Origin of the sequence: Maribacter litopenaei (genome assembly GCF_025244665.1) — a bacterium.
In the GTDB taxonomy this organism is placed as follows: domain Bacteria; phylum Bacteroidota; class Bacteroidia; order Flavobacteriales; family Flavobacteriaceae; genus Maribacter; species Maribacter litopenaei.
In genome coordinates, this window is the sequence record NZ_CP104205.1 from 778,557 (window position 1) to 794,263 (window position 15,707).

At 40.4% G+C, this 15,707-nt stretch carries 16 protein-coding genes and 5 pseudogenes; 14 read left to right on the plus strand and 7 right to left on the minus strand.

The features are described from left to right. Positions 1-109 precede the first annotated feature (109 nt). The 3 genes from NYZ99_RS04055 (at position 110) to NYZ99_RS04065 (ending at position 2,651) form a co-directional block, all read left to right on the plus strand. Positions 110-1,225, plus strand: a complete 1,116-nt coding sequence (locus NYZ99_RS04055; RefSeq protein ID WP_260573689.1) for a c-type cytochrome — start codon at positions 110-112, stop codon at positions 1,223-1,225. Further along, a complete protein-coding gene (locus NYZ99_RS04060) occupies positions 1,215-1,871 on the plus strand; it encodes a PQQ-dependent sugar dehydrogenase (protein WP_260573691.1) in 657 nt (218 codons plus the stop codon). The genes NYZ99_RS04055 and NYZ99_RS04060 overlap by 11 nt, the downstream gene beginning before the upstream one ends. A gap of 165 nt (positions 1,872-2,036) precedes the next feature. Next, positions 2,037-2,651 (plus strand): 7-carboxy-7-deazaguanine synthase QueE, encoded by a 615-nt coding sequence (locus tag NYZ99_RS04065; RefSeq protein ID WP_420845248.1) that lies wholly within the window; start codon positions 2,037-2,039, stop codon positions 2,649-2,651. On the opposite strand, the gene NYZ99_RS04070 is transcribed toward NYZ99_RS04065, so the two are convergent. Then, on the minus strand, positions 2,637-3,350 hold the full coding sequence (locus NYZ99_RS04070; RefSeq protein ID WP_260573696.1) for a hypothetical protein: 714 nt from the start codon (positions 3,348-3,350) through the stop codon (positions 2,637-2,639). The two genes, NYZ99_RS04065 and NYZ99_RS04070, sit on opposite strands and share 15 nt — an antisense overlap. Before the next feature lie 232 nt (positions 3,351-3,582). Further along, entirely contained in the window at positions 3,583-4,296 is a 714-nt protein-coding gene (locus NYZ99_RS04075; protein WP_260573698.1) for a class I SAM-dependent methyltransferase, read from the minus strand. Positions 4,297-4,370: 74 nt separating this feature from the next. Here NYZ99_RS04075 and NYZ99_RS04080 point away from each other — a divergent pair, with 74 nt between their 5' ends. Together NYZ99_RS04080 and NYZ99_RS04085 are read left to right on the plus strand one after the other, a co-directional pair. After that, positions 4,371-4,865, plus strand: a complete 495-nt coding sequence (locus tag NYZ99_RS04080) for a YkgJ family cysteine cluster protein (protein ID WP_260575326.1) — start codon at positions 4,371-4,373, stop codon at positions 4,863-4,865. Between the two features lie 42 nt (positions 4,866-4,907). After that, positions 4,908-5,748 (plus strand): annotated as a pseudogene (locus NYZ99_RS04085) (sterol desaturase family protein). An 8-nt stretch (positions 5,749-5,756) separates the two neighbouring features. On the opposite strand, the pseudogene NYZ99_RS04090 reads toward NYZ99_RS04085, so the two are convergent. After that, positions 5,757-6,997: pseudogene (locus NYZ99_RS04090) on the minus strand (exo-beta-N-acetylmuramidase NamZ family protein). Between NYZ99_RS04090 and NYZ99_RS04095 the strand changes: the two are divergent. From NYZ99_RS04095 to NYZ99_RS04130, 9 genes and pseudogenes are all read left to right on the plus strand, one after another. Beyond that, positions 6,998-8,238 (plus strand): annotated as a pseudogene (locus tag NYZ99_RS04095) (ABC transporter permease). A gap of 162 nt (positions 8,239-8,400) precedes the next feature. Then, positions 8,401-9,695 (plus strand): annotated as a pseudogene (locus NYZ99_RS04100) (M20/M25/M40 family metallo-hydrolase). A 1-nt stretch (position 9,696) separates the two neighbouring features. Then, positions 9,697-10,080 carry a hypothetical protein gene (locus NYZ99_RS21255; protein ID WP_338039295.1) on the plus strand — a complete coding sequence of 128 codons (384 nt, stop codon included), beginning with the start codon at positions 9,697-9,699 and terminating at the stop codon, positions 10,078-10,080. Then, positions 10,077-10,475: an aldose epimerase family protein gene (locus tag NYZ99_RS21260; protein WP_338039296.1), complete on the plus strand. Its 399-nt coding sequence runs from the start codon at positions 10,077-10,079 to the stop codon at positions 10,473-10,475. Before NYZ99_RS21255 ends, NYZ99_RS21260 begins: the two co-directional genes overlap by 4 nt. A gap of 7 nt (positions 10,476-10,482) precedes the next feature. Next, positions 10,483-11,151, plus strand: a complete 669-nt coding sequence (locus NYZ99_RS04110) for a hypothetical protein (RefSeq protein ID WP_260573699.1) — start codon at positions 10,483-10,485, stop codon at positions 11,149-11,151. Positions 11,152-11,503: 352 nt separating this feature from the next. Continuing rightward, on the plus strand, positions 11,504-11,845 hold the full coding sequence (locus NYZ99_RS04115) for a TfoX/Sxy family protein (RefSeq protein WP_260573709.1): 342 nt from the start codon (positions 11,504-11,506) through the stop codon (positions 11,843-11,845). A gap of 29 nt (positions 11,846-11,874) precedes the next feature. Then, positions 11,875-12,972: a SulP family inorganic anion transporter gene (locus tag NYZ99_RS04120; protein WP_260573710.1), complete on the plus strand. Its 1,098-nt coding sequence runs from the start codon at positions 11,875-11,877 to the stop codon at positions 12,970-12,972. Between the two features lie 138 nt (positions 12,973-13,110). Next, positions 13,111-13,617 (plus strand): sodium-independent anion transporter, encoded by a 507-nt coding sequence (locus NYZ99_RS04125; protein WP_260573712.1) that lies wholly within the window; start codon positions 13,111-13,113, stop codon positions 13,615-13,617. 132 nt (positions 13,618-13,749) lie between these two features. Continuing rightward, positions 13,750-13,881, plus strand: a complete 132-nt coding sequence (locus tag NYZ99_RS04130; RefSeq protein ID WP_260573714.1) for a hypothetical protein — start codon at positions 13,750-13,752, stop codon at positions 13,879-13,881. A 368-nt stretch (positions 13,882-14,249) separates the two neighbouring features. Here NYZ99_RS04130 and NYZ99_RS21265 read toward each other — a convergent pair whose 3' ends face one another. The 4 genes and pseudogenes from NYZ99_RS21265 to NYZ99_RS21280 form a co-directional block, all read right to left on the minus strand. After that, on the minus strand, positions 14,250-14,687 hold the full coding sequence (locus tag NYZ99_RS21265; RefSeq protein ID WP_338039297.1) for a hypothetical protein: 438 nt from the start codon (positions 14,685-14,687) through the stop codon (positions 14,250-14,252). Next, positions 14,671-15,369 (minus strand): hypothetical protein, encoded by a 699-nt coding sequence (locus NYZ99_RS21270; protein WP_338039490.1) that lies wholly within the window; start codon positions 15,367-15,369, stop codon positions 14,671-14,673. The genes NYZ99_RS21265 and NYZ99_RS21270 overlap by 17 nt, the downstream gene beginning before the upstream one ends. Before the next feature lie 40 nt (positions 15,370-15,409). After that, a pseudogene (locus NYZ99_RS21275) lies at positions 15,410-15,481 on the minus strand (hypothetical protein); the annotation flags it as partial. An 8-nt stretch (positions 15,482-15,489) separates the two neighbouring features. After that, the gene (locus NYZ99_RS21280) at positions 15,490-15,657 is read right to left on the minus strand and encodes an exonuclease domain-containing protein (protein ID WP_338039298.1); all 168 of its coding nucleotides are present in this window, start codon (positions 15,655-15,657) and stop codon (positions 15,490-15,492) included. Between the last annotated feature and the right edge of the window lie 50 nt (positions 15,658-15,707).

Here is a 15,707-nt window from a genome sequence, read left to right on the forward strand (position 1 = left end):
CTTGTAAAATTTGTTTTTTCTAACCAAAAGATTTGTTCAATAGTACTATTTTAGGGAGGTTCATGGGGAATTTTCCTTGGATTACAGATACATCATTTAAATAGGGATAATGTCATTTTTTATACCAAAAGGTCACTTTTTAACGCTTTTGGGCCTTAGTTTCGCCTTTTTTTCTTGTAAGAGCAATGGTGAAAAGGATATGGCCGATACAGGAGACCGAGTGGACACCTACCGTCAGGATGAACTATCCGTACAGGAAGGCATGCAGTTGTTCAATACACATTGTGCCAGTTGCCATGATTTTAATTCAAATAACATTGGCCCAAGTTTGGCCGGTGTAACCGGTAAGGTAGATAAGGCTTGGCTTATCGATTTTATAAAAAACCCTAAGAATAAAATAGTGGCCGGGGACGTAAGGGCAGTTCGGCTATATGAAACCTATGGTACGTACATGCCGGCTTTTGAGCATTTTTCCCAGGATGATTTGGAGGGCCTATTAGGTTTTCTACATAAGTATTCCGAGGCGGAAAAAAAGAGTAAAAGGAAAAGATCCGGGGCCATTACGGACCCCATTCCTGAAAAAATAACCCAGTCCAATCTCCTGCTGGTTTTAGAAGAGGTGCTTCAAGTGCCCGCCAGTGCAGACCATCATCCTAAGGCTCGTATCAATAAATTTGTTGCCTTGCCCACACCTGAAGGGGAACGACAGTTTATAGCTGATTTGAACGGTACATTATACGAGGCCAAGGAATCTACGGTCACTAGCTATCCGGATATGGCCGTGGAACTGCCAAATTTCATCAATGTCCCCGGTTTTGGTACGGGTCTTGGCAGTTTTGATTTTCACCCCAATTTTGATGAAAACGGACTACTGTATACAACCCATACTGAACCGGCCCATACGCGTAAGGCCGATTTCCCGCTGCCTGATAGCCTAAAGGTTGGATTACAATGGATACTTACCGAATGGAAGGTCGAAGACCCCTTATCCTCAAGGTTCAAGGGGTCAAAAAGGGAACTGTTACGGGTGGACATGATGGGTACTTCGCATGGATTTCAAGAGGTTTCCTTCAATTCCATGGCAAAAAAGGAGGATACCGATTATGGATACCTATACCTTGGTGTTGGTGATGGCGGGGCCATATATGCCGATCAGCCTCAATTAGTAGGCCAAAAGGACCGAGATATGGGGAACGGTAATCCGAATAGACCCTTTGGGAAGTAATAGCGATAATGGTAAATACGGAATTCCTTCGGATAATCCCTTTGTAGGGAATGGGGAAGGTATTCCAGAAATATGGGCCTATGGTTTCAGAAACCCCCATCGGATTTCGTGGGATGCCAAAGATCCTCTTCGAATGTATGTCTCCAATATAGGCCGGCATAGTTTAGAAGAAGTGAACCTTGTGGAAAAAGGACGAAATTATGGTTGGCCTAACAGGGAGGGTACCTTTTTATTTGATTCCAGTGCCAATACAGAGGTCGTCTATCCGCTACCCAAAGATGACGGGGGCTATGTCTATCCCATCATAGAATATGACCACGATGAGGGCAATGCGGTTTCAGGAGGCTATGTTTATTATGGTACGTTGGATAAACTCCAGGGCAAGTACCTTTTTGGCGATATTCCACGGGGCACCATTTTCATTGCGGATGTGGGTAATGTATCCATTGGCAACCAGGCATCCATCCAAAAAATGGAATTTCTACTGAACTCAAAAGCCACTACCTTTAATGCCTTGTTGGGTGGTGCACGTGTAGATCTAAGATGGGGTATGGACAGTGCTGGCGAACTCTATCTTTTTACCAAATATGATGGCAAGGTCTATAAGGTAGTAGACTGTACCGCCAAAGATGTGCCTTCAACCTAAAATTGCTTCCCTGGGCTGAAAACTTTGCCCAAGTCTTTTCCTATCTTTGCCGAATGAAACCCTCTCTGAGGGATTTTTTATGGCAATCTAAATAGTTCCAATATTGGAATTCACTGATTGTCAAAATAGTAATAAAAAATTAAACACGTGGGAACAAAGGATACCATGGCATTGGTGAATCAGGGGTTGCTACTACCCTTAATGGAGGAGTTCTATACCATTCAGGGAGAGGGATTTCACAAAGGAACGGCAGCTTATTTCATAAGGGTCGGTGGATGTGATGTTGGATGCCATTGGTGTGATGTGAAGGAAAGTTGGAATGCCGAAACGCATCCACCAACGGATATTGACAAAATAGTGGAAAATGCGGCCAAATATTCAGATACCATTGTAGTTACCGGTGGTGAGCCCTTAACTTGGGACATGGGTCCATTGACGGATAAATTAAAGGCTCGAAATCTTAAAACTCACATTGAAACTTCAGGGGCATACCCCTTGACCGGCAATTGGGATTGGATATGCCTTTCACCCAAAAAAAATAAACTTCCCGTTGGACAAATTTATGATGAAGCCGATGAACTAAAGGTCATTGTATATAACAAGCACGACTTAATCTTTGCAGAAGAGCAAGCCTCCTTGACGAACAAAGAATGTATTCTTTATTTGCAACCGGAGTGGAGCGTTCGGGATAAAGTAGTCCCTATGATTGTAGAGTATGTAATGAAAAACCCCAAATGGAAGGTTTCCTTACAGACCCATAAATACCTAAATATTCCCTAAGATTTTTGGTGCTATCTCGGCGCCGTTGCCTTGTATGTCCTCGATACAAGCGGTACCTAAACCAGGAATTTCAACAGCTTTGCCTGTTTTTGAAGGTTGTAGAAGACTCATGACCGTGGCGCCCGTAAGAACGCAAGCCGGACTTTGATTTGCCGCATAAGCACCCTTTTTTAGATCCAAACTAGACTTGCCGGAAAGTGTGAATTGTAGTTCCGCACGCATTAGACATCCCTCTACATTACAATGATTTTCGGCGGCACTATCTTCGTGGTCGGTTAGGGCCGTTGTTCCTAAATTTACTAGGCCAAAAAGGTGGCCAAATTCGTGGTTCAAAGTAGCGGCTTCCACATCGGCATTGCTTACGGCAATACTTTGGCTGGCCAATTTACGAATGGTAGCTTCATGGATAATCATGGAAGTGTTTCTATAAACGGCCCCTAGGGTAACCAATCCCTCATCCGTATCATCGTCTTCCGATGGCGCATCTGAAAAATAGATATAAACGGCTAAAGTGGAACCATTGCTATAGGCGATCCTATTATCGGTTTCCAAATCTGCAATTTCCTGTAACGTCAGGCTTTCTTCATCGGGGGAATCTAATTCCTTGTAAATGAATTCAATATCGTCCTTAAAAGTGTGTAGTCTTAAAAAGTCGGTGAAGTCGGAAATAGCCGTAGCAGTAGGTCTAAAACCGGACACGTAGGCTATTTCTATTTGGATTTTTGTATAAAGTTCATTGGAGAGTATATCGTTGGCTGAATCTCCTGTACCTTTTAGATTAAGCGTCTTGTCAATAACAACTTCTCGGCTCGGTATTATTATCCTTTGAACACGAAAAGATAAAGACCAAAACGAGCAAATACTGAATTATTCTAAATTTTCCCATAAACAACTTTTTCAATAGCAGAACGATAAAGATACTATACTAGTATTAGATAAAGGTTAAACGGGCCAAATAGTCGTCATTTTCACCTTGTTTTAGCAATTCACATTCCAGCCCATTGTAATTTGCGGCCCTTCTAAGGGTATTGAAATCTACGTACAACCAATCAAAAGGTTCACTTTCTTCATTATTATATTCCATAGTGAAAGTGACCTCCCCATAATAATCCATATCCTGGGGAATCCAATAGCCTCCATCTTCATCATCGGACTCGTACATGTATAGAATATCGCTGGAATCCAACAAAACCTGACCATTTGGGCGTAATAACATTTTCATCTGATTCAAATATTTGTCCAAGTTTTTCAACTTTCCGGCTATCCCGATTCCGTTCATCAATAAAAGCAATGTGTCATACTTTTGGTCCTTGATTTTTAAAAATTCCGAGTGGATTGTTTTCATTACTCCTCTCTGCTGACACACCGAAATGGCACCGGGAGATGCATCTAAACCAGTCACGTCAAATTCATTTTCCTGTAAGTATAGACTATGGCTTCCTGCGCCGCAGCCTACATCCAGAATGCTCCCGCTAGAGTGTTGCAAAGCAATTTGTTCTAAAAGTGGCATTTTGTCAAAGCCTCGGTACATGTAGGGGATTGGCAATATATCGTCCTCTCCTAAGGACGAATGGATGATAATATCTTCCGTGTACTTTAGGTTGTGGTAATCCAACAGGGCCTTGCCCAAAATATCTTTTGACAAATCGCAAATTTTTTGTCCCACAAAAATCTTGTTTTAAAAAGTACTTACCTAGTTTTGGAATGAAAATTTAAATGATGGATAAAGTACTAAGGCAACTTCCACAATGGGCTTCCGATAAAAAGGCCGAGAACAAGAAATTCTTTGCTAAATTAAGGAAGAAACCACCTAAGGATTTGGATTATATCATGCAGGAATTGCACGAGTCCGAATTTGAACGAACGGATTGTCTTACCTGTGCCAATTGCTGTAAGACAACTGGCCCATTATTTACCAATACCGATATTGAACGCATTGCCAAACATTTTAGGATGAAACCGCAACAGTTTATCGATGCCTATTTACGAATCGATGAAGAAAATGACTATGTGCTTCAACAAGTTCCCTGTACTTTCTTGGATACCGATAATTACTGTGCTATCTATTCTGTGCGGCCCAAAGCCTGTAGGGAGTTTCCCCATACGGACCGAAAAAAGTTCCAACAGATAAGTCACCTGACCTTAAAAAATGTGGCTATTTGTCCGGCTGCCTACAATATTGTAGAGGAAATGAAAAGGAATATTCAATTGTAATCACTTAAAAATAAATTGGGTTGATTTTGTATATTTAGAAACATGGAGCAATTGATTCAATACTTTGAAACGATTCCCTCCTTGCACCGTTCCCTGATACTGGTGGGAGGTATTACTTTTTTTTGGGTACTGGAAGGTATCGTTCCATTATTTACGGTTCGGTATAAAAAATGGCGACATGCTGTTCCGAATTTCTTTTTTACCCTTACGACCATCATCATAAATTTTTTCTTGGCTTTTTTGCTATTGAAAACATCGGATTGGACGATTGCCAATGATTTTGGCATTATCAATTGGTTACCTACCATGCCACTATGGTTGTATGTGTTGCTTGGTGTGATGCTTTTGGATTTTTTCGGGGCGTATTTGGCCCATTGGGTAGAGCATAAAGTGAAACCTTTGTGGATGATCCATTTGGTGCATCATTCCGACCATCATGTGGATACTACGACAGCAAATAGGCACCATCCTTTGGAGTCCTTGGTACGTTATCTATTTACGCTATTGGGAGTATTTGTTGTTGGGGCTCCCATCGGTATTATTATGTTATACCGGAGCCTATCCGTGGTTCTTTCCCAGTTCAACCATGCGAATATTAAACTGCCCACAAAATTGGATAAATATTTAAGCTATCTGATTGTATCTCCGAGATATGCACAAAGTTCACCATCACTATGTATTGCCCTACACCGATAGCAATTACGGAAATATTTTTGCCCTATGGGATCGATTGTTCGGAACATATATGCATTTGGAAAGGGGCTCAATTGTGTACGGTGTGGACACCTTCCCCGATGAAAAGGAAAATTCCAGTGTTTCCGGATTGTTAAAGCAACCGTTTCACAAATATCGTAGGCCTACTAATAAAAGTGATTTTGAATAATTTGATATTTAATCATACATCAAATACTTTCTCCGTATTTCCTTGAATTTTTCCAGGTCAGGTTGCCAAGAGGACTTAATTTCCGCTTCCGTAAGGCCTTCCTCTATCTGTTTTTGAAGCTCGGGGTACCGGCATGCTTTGTAAATCCTGAAGAATTAAAGAACCTACTTTTGTCGGCTGTATTATTATAGGCATCCAATATCCATTGCAAGGAAACTTCATTGATTCTTGGAGTACTGGAAAGGTCTTTACCGTAGCATATGTTACCCTCTTCCTTGGGGTATTTACTACCAAAATTGGGTTGAGGGACATAGGAAAAACTATAGGCGGTGGAATCCATAAAGGAAGCCCCATACCGTTGAAACTGAAATTCCGTACCACGCCCGGCATTGACGTTGGTACCTTCAAAAAGCCCGAGACTAGGATACAGGTTGATGGAAGTATCATTGGGTAAATTGGGGGAGGGACGTATCGGGATTTGGTATATGTGCTCGTGGATCCAGTTTTCCAGTGGAATAACGGTTAGGTCACATTTTTTACCACCTTCCAACCAGCCTTCTTCATTGATCATTTTTGCGTATTCGCCAATACTCATGCCATACACCAAGGGAATTTCATTCATGCCCAAAAAACCGGAATGTTCTTTTTGCATGGTGGATCCGTCCACATAGTGTGCGTTTGGATTGGGTCAGTCCAAAACCAAAACGGGAATATTGCTTTCGGCGCAGGCTTCCATGATTAATTGTAATGTAGCGATATAGGTATAAAATCGAGTGCCAACATCCTGTATATCGAACAAAACCATATCAAGACCTGCCAACTGTTCCTCCGAAGGTTTTCTGTTTTTTCCATAAAGGGAAACGATGGGGAGTCCTGTTTCCTGATCCATGCCATCCGCTACCTTTTCTCCGGCATCGGCCTTTCCTCGAAACCCATGTTCCGGGGAAAATACTTTTTTAATGTCAACCCTGCATTTTAATAATGAATCCACCAAGTGGGTGTATCCGTCTTCCTTAAAAAGGATCGATGTTTGGTTCGCGACGATTCCAACCGATTTTCCTGTCAACAAGGGAAGATATTCTTCGGTTCTATTAGCGGCTACCACTATGGGTTCTGTGGCTTTTATAGTTGTTTTCTTATCATCTTTTTCAGCTGTTTGCACACTTTTACTACTGGAGTTTCCACAGGAAATGCAGATCAAAAAAGATAAAAAAAGGGTATTTTTGAATCGGTATAAAAACAACTTCATTTGAACTTAGAATTTTTTATTGCCAAACGGCTTATTACGGGTAAGGAACATAAAATTAGTATTTCCGCACCAATAATAAAAATTGCCATAGCTGCCATTGCCATTGGGGTTATAATGATGTTGATCGCCATTGCCACAGGGGTTGGGCTAAAATATAAGATTCGGGAAAAAGTAACGGCTTTTAATGGTCACATCCAGATTTCCAATTATGACAACAATCGCTCCGAGGTTTCCGTAGCTCCCGTATCAACAAAACAAGATTTCTATCCTAGGTTCAATGATGTAGATGGGATTTTTCATGTACAGGCAGTGGCTACCAAAGGGGGTATTATCCGAACCGAGGAAACGTTTGAAGGCATCATTGCCAAAGGAGTAGGATCGGATTATTACTGGAGCCCGATTCAGGAATTTTTAATAGAAGGAAGCTTACCAGATTATACTGGCGACTTGAATTCAGATGTGCTTATTTCAAAAATTACCGCCAATCGCTTGAAGTTGGGAGTGGGGGACTCCTTCTTTACCTTTTTTTTGAGAGACGATGATACCAATAAAATGCCCAACCAGCGTAAGTTCACCATCACTGGTATTTATGACAGCGGATTTGAAGAAATTGATAATCGCTATATTTTTATTGATATCCGCCACATCCAGCAAATGAATAAGTGGGCAGATGATGAGGTGGGCAATTTTGAGGTGTTATTGAATAGTTTTGATGATATCGATGAAAAGAATAATGAGATCTATAACAAGACCGTATCTTATTTAAATACCACAACTTTAAGGGACAAGTACTATAAAATCTTTGAGTGGATAGGCCTGTTCGACTTCAATATAGGACTGATTATTGGCATTATGATCATAGTTGGGGGAATCAACATGATTACGGCTCTTTTGGTTTTGATTTTGGAGCGTACACATATGATCGGAATACTGAAGGCCTTGGGGACTACAAATTGGAGTATACGTAAAGTATTTTTGTACAATGCGGCTTATTTGATAGGGATTGGATTATTCGGGGGAATTTGGTAGGGTTAGGTTTTATATGGGTGCAAGATAAATACCGTCTCTTCAAGTTTCCTAATCCGGAGGAATATTATATCGAATACATTCCGGTTCATATCAATTTAATGACTATAATTATATTGAACGTAGGTGTCCTTTTCCTATGTCTATTGATGCTTTTGATTCCTTCGTACATTATTACCAAGATTACCCCTGTGAAGGCTATTCGTTTCGAATAAATGGTCGATTTTTAGATACAATTGAATTTCATATGCTTATTACTATTGTTTTTAAATGGTCACATGTAACATCATAGTATCATTTCACGGTGAGCCTTAAGATTGGTCTTTGATGTTTCATTTTGCAACGGTTTTAGGTACATTTGGATGAAACCAAATGTTATGATTCGAAAAATCCTTTTAGTCGCTCTCTTTTTCCCGATTGCCCAAAATGTAGCCGGACAAAAGTTATCCCGAACCGAGAAAAAAATAATCAAAAGTATCGAGGTCAATAATGCCGATGCTATCGGCTTTTTAAAAAAGGTGGTGAATATTAATAGTGGCACCCTGAATCGGGAGGTGTGAAGCGAGTCGGGGCCGAATTCAATACCGCCTTTTCGGAAATCGGTTTTGAAACCAATTGGATTCCAATGCCGCCCGAGATGAACCGAGCAGGGCATCTATTTGCGGAGACTAAGGGCGCCAAAGGGAAAAAATTATTGCTGATTGGTCACCTGGATACGGTTTTTGAGGAGGACAGTCCTTTCCAAACCTTTACTATGGTTACTGATAGTACGGCCCATGCTCCTGGAGGAAATGATATGAAAGGGGGGAATGTCATTATTTTATATGCATTGAAAGCGTTGAAGGATAATAACCTGCTCAAGGATGCACAAATTATCGTTGCCCTTACGGGCGACGAAGAAAGCGCTGGAAACCCATTGGATATAAGTAGGAAAGACCTCATAGATGCGGCAAAAAGAAGCGATATAGCACTTGGTTTTGAAACATCTACCGGCTTTAACTACGCTACAGTGGCCCGCAGGGGCTCTTCTGAATGGAAAGTGGAAGTGGAAGGGAAACGGGCCCATTCTTCCGGTGTATTTAGTGAAAACACTGGTGCTGGGGCCATTTTTGAAATGTCACGAATTTTGAATGATTTCTATAACGAGGTAAGAGGCGAGGACCTTTTAACATTTAACCCAGGGACGTTGTTGGGAGGCACTTTTGTCACATTTGACGATATGGCCAGTAAAGGGACGGTTTTTGGAAAAACGAACGTGGTGGCCCAAAGGGCTGAGGTTAGAGGAGGACTCCGCTTTATTTCAGAGGAACAAAAGGAACGAGCACGTGATAAAATGCGTGCTGTGGTAGCCAATAACCTTCCCGTGACCTCCGCGAAAATTTCATTTTCCGACATGTACCCGGCTATGTCGCCTACAGAGGGTAATAATGCCCTTTTGCAAAAATTGAATCAAGTCAGCCTCGATTTAAATCAGGGCGAGGTAGTCGCCTATGATCCCGGAAGAAGAGGCGCTGCCGATACCTCCTTTGTGGCGGAATATGTGGATTGTCTCGATGGTTTGGGAACCATGGGTTCGGGTGCCCATACTCCCGAAGAAACCGTGAATTTGAATACTATTGAAGCATTGACCAAAAGAACTGCAATTTTGATCTACCGATTAATAAACGAATAGAATGACGATACTTTCATTAGAAAATCAAAAAGTGCGTATTGACGAGGGTGAACTGGTAGGCTATTCTGTGGGTGGCTACGAATTGATCCATCAAAAAGGGAGTCCAGGTTGGCGAAATTCCGATACCGAAATGTTTCCTATCATTGATCCGACAAATGAGGCCGATTTCAAAGTAAATACTCCCAAAGGTGAGGCCGTCCAAGATCAACATGGATTGCTTCGGGAACTGAAATATGAACTGCTTGACAACACTGAAACGAAGGCGGTTTTTGAAAAGCGCTATTTGGCGAATACTAAGGTGAAAAATTCCAAATACCCGGATAAATCAACTGAACCTGAACTATTCCGCCCTATGACTTCAATTTTGTTAAGTCGTACTATTTGAACGAAAATGGTCCGGAAATACGATTTGAAATCAACGGTGAGGACGGAATGCCTTTTATGTTGGGATATCATCCAGCCTTCAATCTTGCAACTGAGAATCCACTCATTAAAACCCAAGAAAAGGAGATTTCCATTCCCCAAGTTATGGCGGTAGGAAGCAGGGCCCTTCAAGTACCTAAAGAATCTTCGATTATACTCAAGGACCAATTGGAACTGACCATCAAAACCGAAGGTTTTGAACACTTTATGCTGTGGACGGAAGTCCCCAATATGGTCTGTATAGAACCCATCACCTTTTACCCCTATGCCGTGGAGCAAGCTAATTTGGATTTTGGGTTTTTGTATCTTGAGGGAGGGAGGATCAAGCGTTTTAAGGTGTTTATATATCCTAGTTAGCAAACATATGAAGCAATTACTTGCATTTTTTACAATCTTGCTTTTACTACCCTTTAGTAAAAGACCTTCTGCGGATTTGGAAAAATTTGAAGAAATATTAGATCCTGAAAAAAGTGAAATCTTAACAAAACTCACCGAAGATTTTGAAAACAATTTTTTAGCTAAAAGATACCCCGACATGGACATATCAGATAGCTATTGGAATTTTATGATTGACATTACTCAACAAAATTTTCCCGAAAAAAAAGAATTGATTTCGGAAGAGAATGAAAAGATGTTCATTTCAAGTGGATTATTTAAAGAAATATATCTATCCCCCGATTCGGTGTGGATTAGGGATAAAGAAGTAATTACTCAATGGACTTACATTGATGATGGTGGTAAAATAAAAAGTTATAAGACATCAAACTATGTAAGTCCAAAAGACTCAGTTAAAATTGACTCAATTATTGAATTAGAAAAAAAACTAGTGAAATTTAACTTCCAAGGAAACTACTTTAAAGCAATTAAGGTTGCAAAAAGCAAAAGCCCTTTCATTGATCTATATTACAACTATGCAGAGGCAATAGGTAGTTTTGTACCTGTTCACCTAATATTACAAGGAATAAAAGATTATAATTTGGATTATACTGATCCAGTTGAAAGAAGAGTTCTTGTTCTAACTTTAATAAATTAAAACCCCCGCTCCCGCGAGTTTTCAACTCGTGCCACGACAGATAAAAGAAAACAAATAACCAATTTGTAAACTTAGGAAGACCTAACATATGAACAAAAAAGTATTTTTATTGATTGGTGGAATTGTCTCGCTTCTAGTTTTTGTTGGCTCCCTAGCCGAAACTGAACCTGAATCTTGGTTTGGTTTTTCCATAAATATCTCGGCTTGTAAGAGCATTTTGGCTATTTAACACGCTACTTATTTTCAACGGTTACAGAACACTAAAGCAGGCTGAAAAGAAGTAAGGCCCCTGTTCTTCTTATTTTTATAATATTTATTAAATCAACAAAGTAAGTAAACCTTATATCTGATTATGGCATATAGTGAATACATAGTTGAGAGGGTCAGAAATCGTTTAAAAGGAGCCGGAATTTTGGAGGAAAAGAAAATGATGGGGGGTTACCTTTTTATGGTCAACGGCAAAATGTGCATCGGTGTGGATAGGGATAAAAAAACCGGCCAAGACCGATTGATGGTACGGGTGGGAAAGCTGAATTATGAGGAACTGCTGGAGAAGGAAGGGAGCCGAAAGATGGATTTTACGGGTAGACCCATGCGGGGTTTTCTTTTTATTTATCCGGAGGGTTTTGATGCGGAAGAAGATTTGGACTTACGGGCAGGGAAGGCTTTGGAGTTTAACAAATTGTTGACCTGAGCCGTGAAAGGCTAATTGATTAACTTTGGATGGTGAAGCGTTTTCTACCATTTTTGCAATGGGCAACTACCTATAAAAGGGCCTATTTTACAAAAGACCTAATTGCGGGTCTTACCGTAGGAATCGTATTGGTTCCGCAAGGTATGGCTTACGCCATGATTGCCGGACTCCCTCCTGTTTATGGCCTGTATACGGCTTTGATTCCAGTATTGGCCTATGTGCTACTCGGGACCTCAAGAAAAGTAGCCATGGGTCCCGTAGCTATGGATTCCCTTTTGGTAGCGGCTGCTTTGGGCACTTTCGCCATCACAAATGTGGCAGATTACATTGCCCTTGCCGTAGTACTGGTATTGATAGTTGGGGCTACCCAATTTTTATTGGGGATATTTAGAATGGGCTTTTTGGTCAATTTTTTGTCCAAACCCGTAATCAGTGGATTTACTTCGGCCGCAGCCATTATCATTATGGTAAGCCAATTAAAACATTTGTTGGGAATTAGTGTTCCCAATAGCAATCATTTTCATGAAATAGTAAACTTGACATTTCAACAAATGGGGCATACCAATCTGTTTGATTTGGGGCTTGGTATGGTAGGCATCCTAATTATTTTGGGGTTTAGGAAATGGAAAAAAAGTTTTCCGGCAGTTCTGTTGGTAGTGGTACTTGGTATTTTGGCTGTCTATTATTTAGGTTTGGATGCGTATGGAATGAAATTGGTAGGTGAGGTTCCCAGTGGACTACCTTCTTTTACTCTTCCCAAAATAACCTTTGAAAACATCCAAAGTCTATGGCCCATGGGGATCGCTTTGGCCTTGGTAGGGTACCTGGAGACGATATCGATTGGCAAGGCCATGGAAGAAAAGAGTGGGGAAGAGACCATTGACCCAAATCAGGAATTGATTGCCCTAGGGACCTCCAATATTTTAGGGTCTTTTTTTCAGGGATATGCCTCAACGGCCAGTTTTTCAAGGTCTGCCATAAATCAAGAGTCGGGGGCCAAAACAAATTTAGCTGGATTGTTTAGTGTTATTCTTGTCGTGTTGACGTTACTATTTTTCACCCCAATTTTCCAATACCTTCCCAATACCGTTCCGCAAGTATTATTATGGTCTCCGTTTTTGGGTTAATAGATTTGGAATATGCCAAGTTTTTATGGGTAGACCGAAAGGATGAATTTGCTGTGCTATTGATTACTTTTACTGGTCACTCTTTTTATAGGGATAACCCAGGGGATAGTAGTAGGCGTACTTTTATCTCTTCTATTGATGGTATACCGGACATCGAAGCCTCATTTTGCGGAATTGGGCAATGTAAAGGGTTCCGATTATTACAAGAATATTAAACGATTTGACGATGAGGTTATTATCAGAAAGGACTTGTTGATCATTCGGTTTGATTCTCAGCTTTATTTTGGTAATTCAGCCTATTTTAAGAGAGAATTACTAAAACAGATTAAGGGCAAGGGACCGGATTTAAAAGCGGTTATTCTGAATGCCGAAGCCATTACGTATATCGACGCGACAGCCGCGGATGTTCTCTCGAAACTCATCCATGAAATCCATGAAATGGGCTTGCAATTTTACATAGCTGGGGCTATTGGACCTATGAGGGATATTATTTTTACTACCAATATTATTAATGAGCTCCAAAAGGAGTTTTTGTTCGTGAAGACCAAGGAAGCGGTCGATTATTTTGACAATGCCCATCAATTATCCTCACTAGGAGCCGAGTGGCCTATGAGAATAAAAGAACTGGAAAGTAATTCTCTTTAGAATTGCATTTATGATGTAAATCATAAAATTCAATAATTGTCCTCTTTATTTTTATCCATGAATTAAAAGGGCGGGTAAGCTCTTCAGGAAAAGTCCTGAGTCTATAGTAATCATTTATAAAGAGAAAAGGATATGAAAACAATAATACCCTTGGTGGATTGGAGCAATGGCATCATTATGATCGGAGTTTTTGCAGTTGTCGTGGTGGCACTTGTTTTGGTAATGCTCAGTCTAATGAATAGCGGTAAGGGCAAACAGTCCTAGATTCATTGCTTTGATTGACCACATATTTTTGTACTTTTAAATGAACGGGAATAAAAGGGTTCTATTCGTGTTTGTAGGTTAGACCCTAAATATTCCATTTATTTATAGTATGCTGAAAAGTTTTATTAAACGCATAGGAGTGATGAATTTTATCATGCTCCTCGTCGTTCTTTCCATTATAATCGTCTCCGAGGTCATGTTCTTACGTGGCCAAAAACTAGAGGCGATATTCATAGCATTTTGGGCACCGACTATTTTAGGATTTATGAACTATCTAAAGTATAGGAAGTAGTGGAGGTAGTTTTGGTTTATTCTATCATTGTTGGGCTTGTTTTTGTTCTTTGGTTGTATTTTGTAATACGGATGTATCATAAATTGAAGGACTGATCGTATTCAAAGGTTTCAGTTCCCCTAAAACTTACAATTCTTTTGGGATTTTTTCGAACGAAAGATTCTACGATGCGTTGCGTTTCCAAGGTATTTCGTTGCTTGTTCACATACGTTTCAAAATCATCCGAAGTTAGAAGGGGCGTATCCTTGGAAACGTAACCATAGCCCGAATAAAGATTCTCATGGACTAAAACAAACCCATACTCTTCCGGATTTCTGCCTTTTAGTTTGATGGCATAATCGGATTTTGTCTCTTTTAATGAACGCACGGAGTTGGTAACCCGCCCATTGTATTCTTCCAAATGTGCAATATCCGAGCAGATTCCAATACAGTTCTTTATCCTGAAATGCGAACAGGTATCCACATTGTCCTGCAGGTGACAGTACTTGGGGCATAGTTCAAAGTTTTCGCACAATGCTTCCGTGAAAGGCCCGGCATTCAGAAATACTGTATAAAACCAATAGTGGATTGGGCGCCATGTTGATTTTGTTATAGGCCAAATGCAGGATTCCGTTTCGGTCTTCATAACTGAAAATAGCATACTGTTGTATCTTTCGTTTTTGCGCTCTATTGAATTTGGGATAGTGTTTTTTTATTTCCGCCGATTCTAGCAAAAGGGCAATCAGTTCATTTCCAGTTTCTTCAAAGTCCAAGTAAGCAGTTTCTGCACATAGAGAAATCTCCTTTGTTGATTTATCATAGAAGTGCCCTAGAACCCTTTTTTTTATATTGATGGCCTTACCTATATAAATGATATGCCCTTTGGAATCCTTAAAGTAATAGATGCCTGGGGTTGAAGGTAATTTTTCAAACTCGGTTCCGGGCAAAGAGGGTGGTAATGTAGCTTCTTGGGATCGAGCGTTTAAAAAGGATTTAAAGACTTTTTCTGCCCCTTGGGTTCTCAGCAACTTGTGGAATAAGAGCATGGTGGCGTGGGCATCACCACGGGCCCGGTGTCTATCGGAGAGTGGAATGCCAACGGCAGAACATAATTTTCCAAGACTGTAGGAATGATAACCGGGAAGCAATTTCCGGGATAATCGTACGGTACACAATTTCTTTCCTGGAAAATTCCAAACCAATCTGCTGCAGCTCATTTTTAATGATATTGTAATCAAAGTTTACACTATGCGCTACGAAAATGGCCTCCGAGGTAATTTCCAATATTTTTGGGGCTATCTCCTCGAGTTTTGGGGCATTTCGCACCATGTCGTTATCTATTCCCGTAAGCCCAGTGATAAAGAACGGTATATCACATTCGGATTCACCAATGTAGTATACTCATTCACCACCTCATGCCCATCAAATTTAAAAATGGATATTTCGGTAATTTTATTACCCTTGATTCCGTTACCAGTGGTTTCTATGTCTACAATGCAGTACAAAATAAAAAATGGAAAAAGCCACTTTAAAGTTAGTTCAAATTAATGAATGA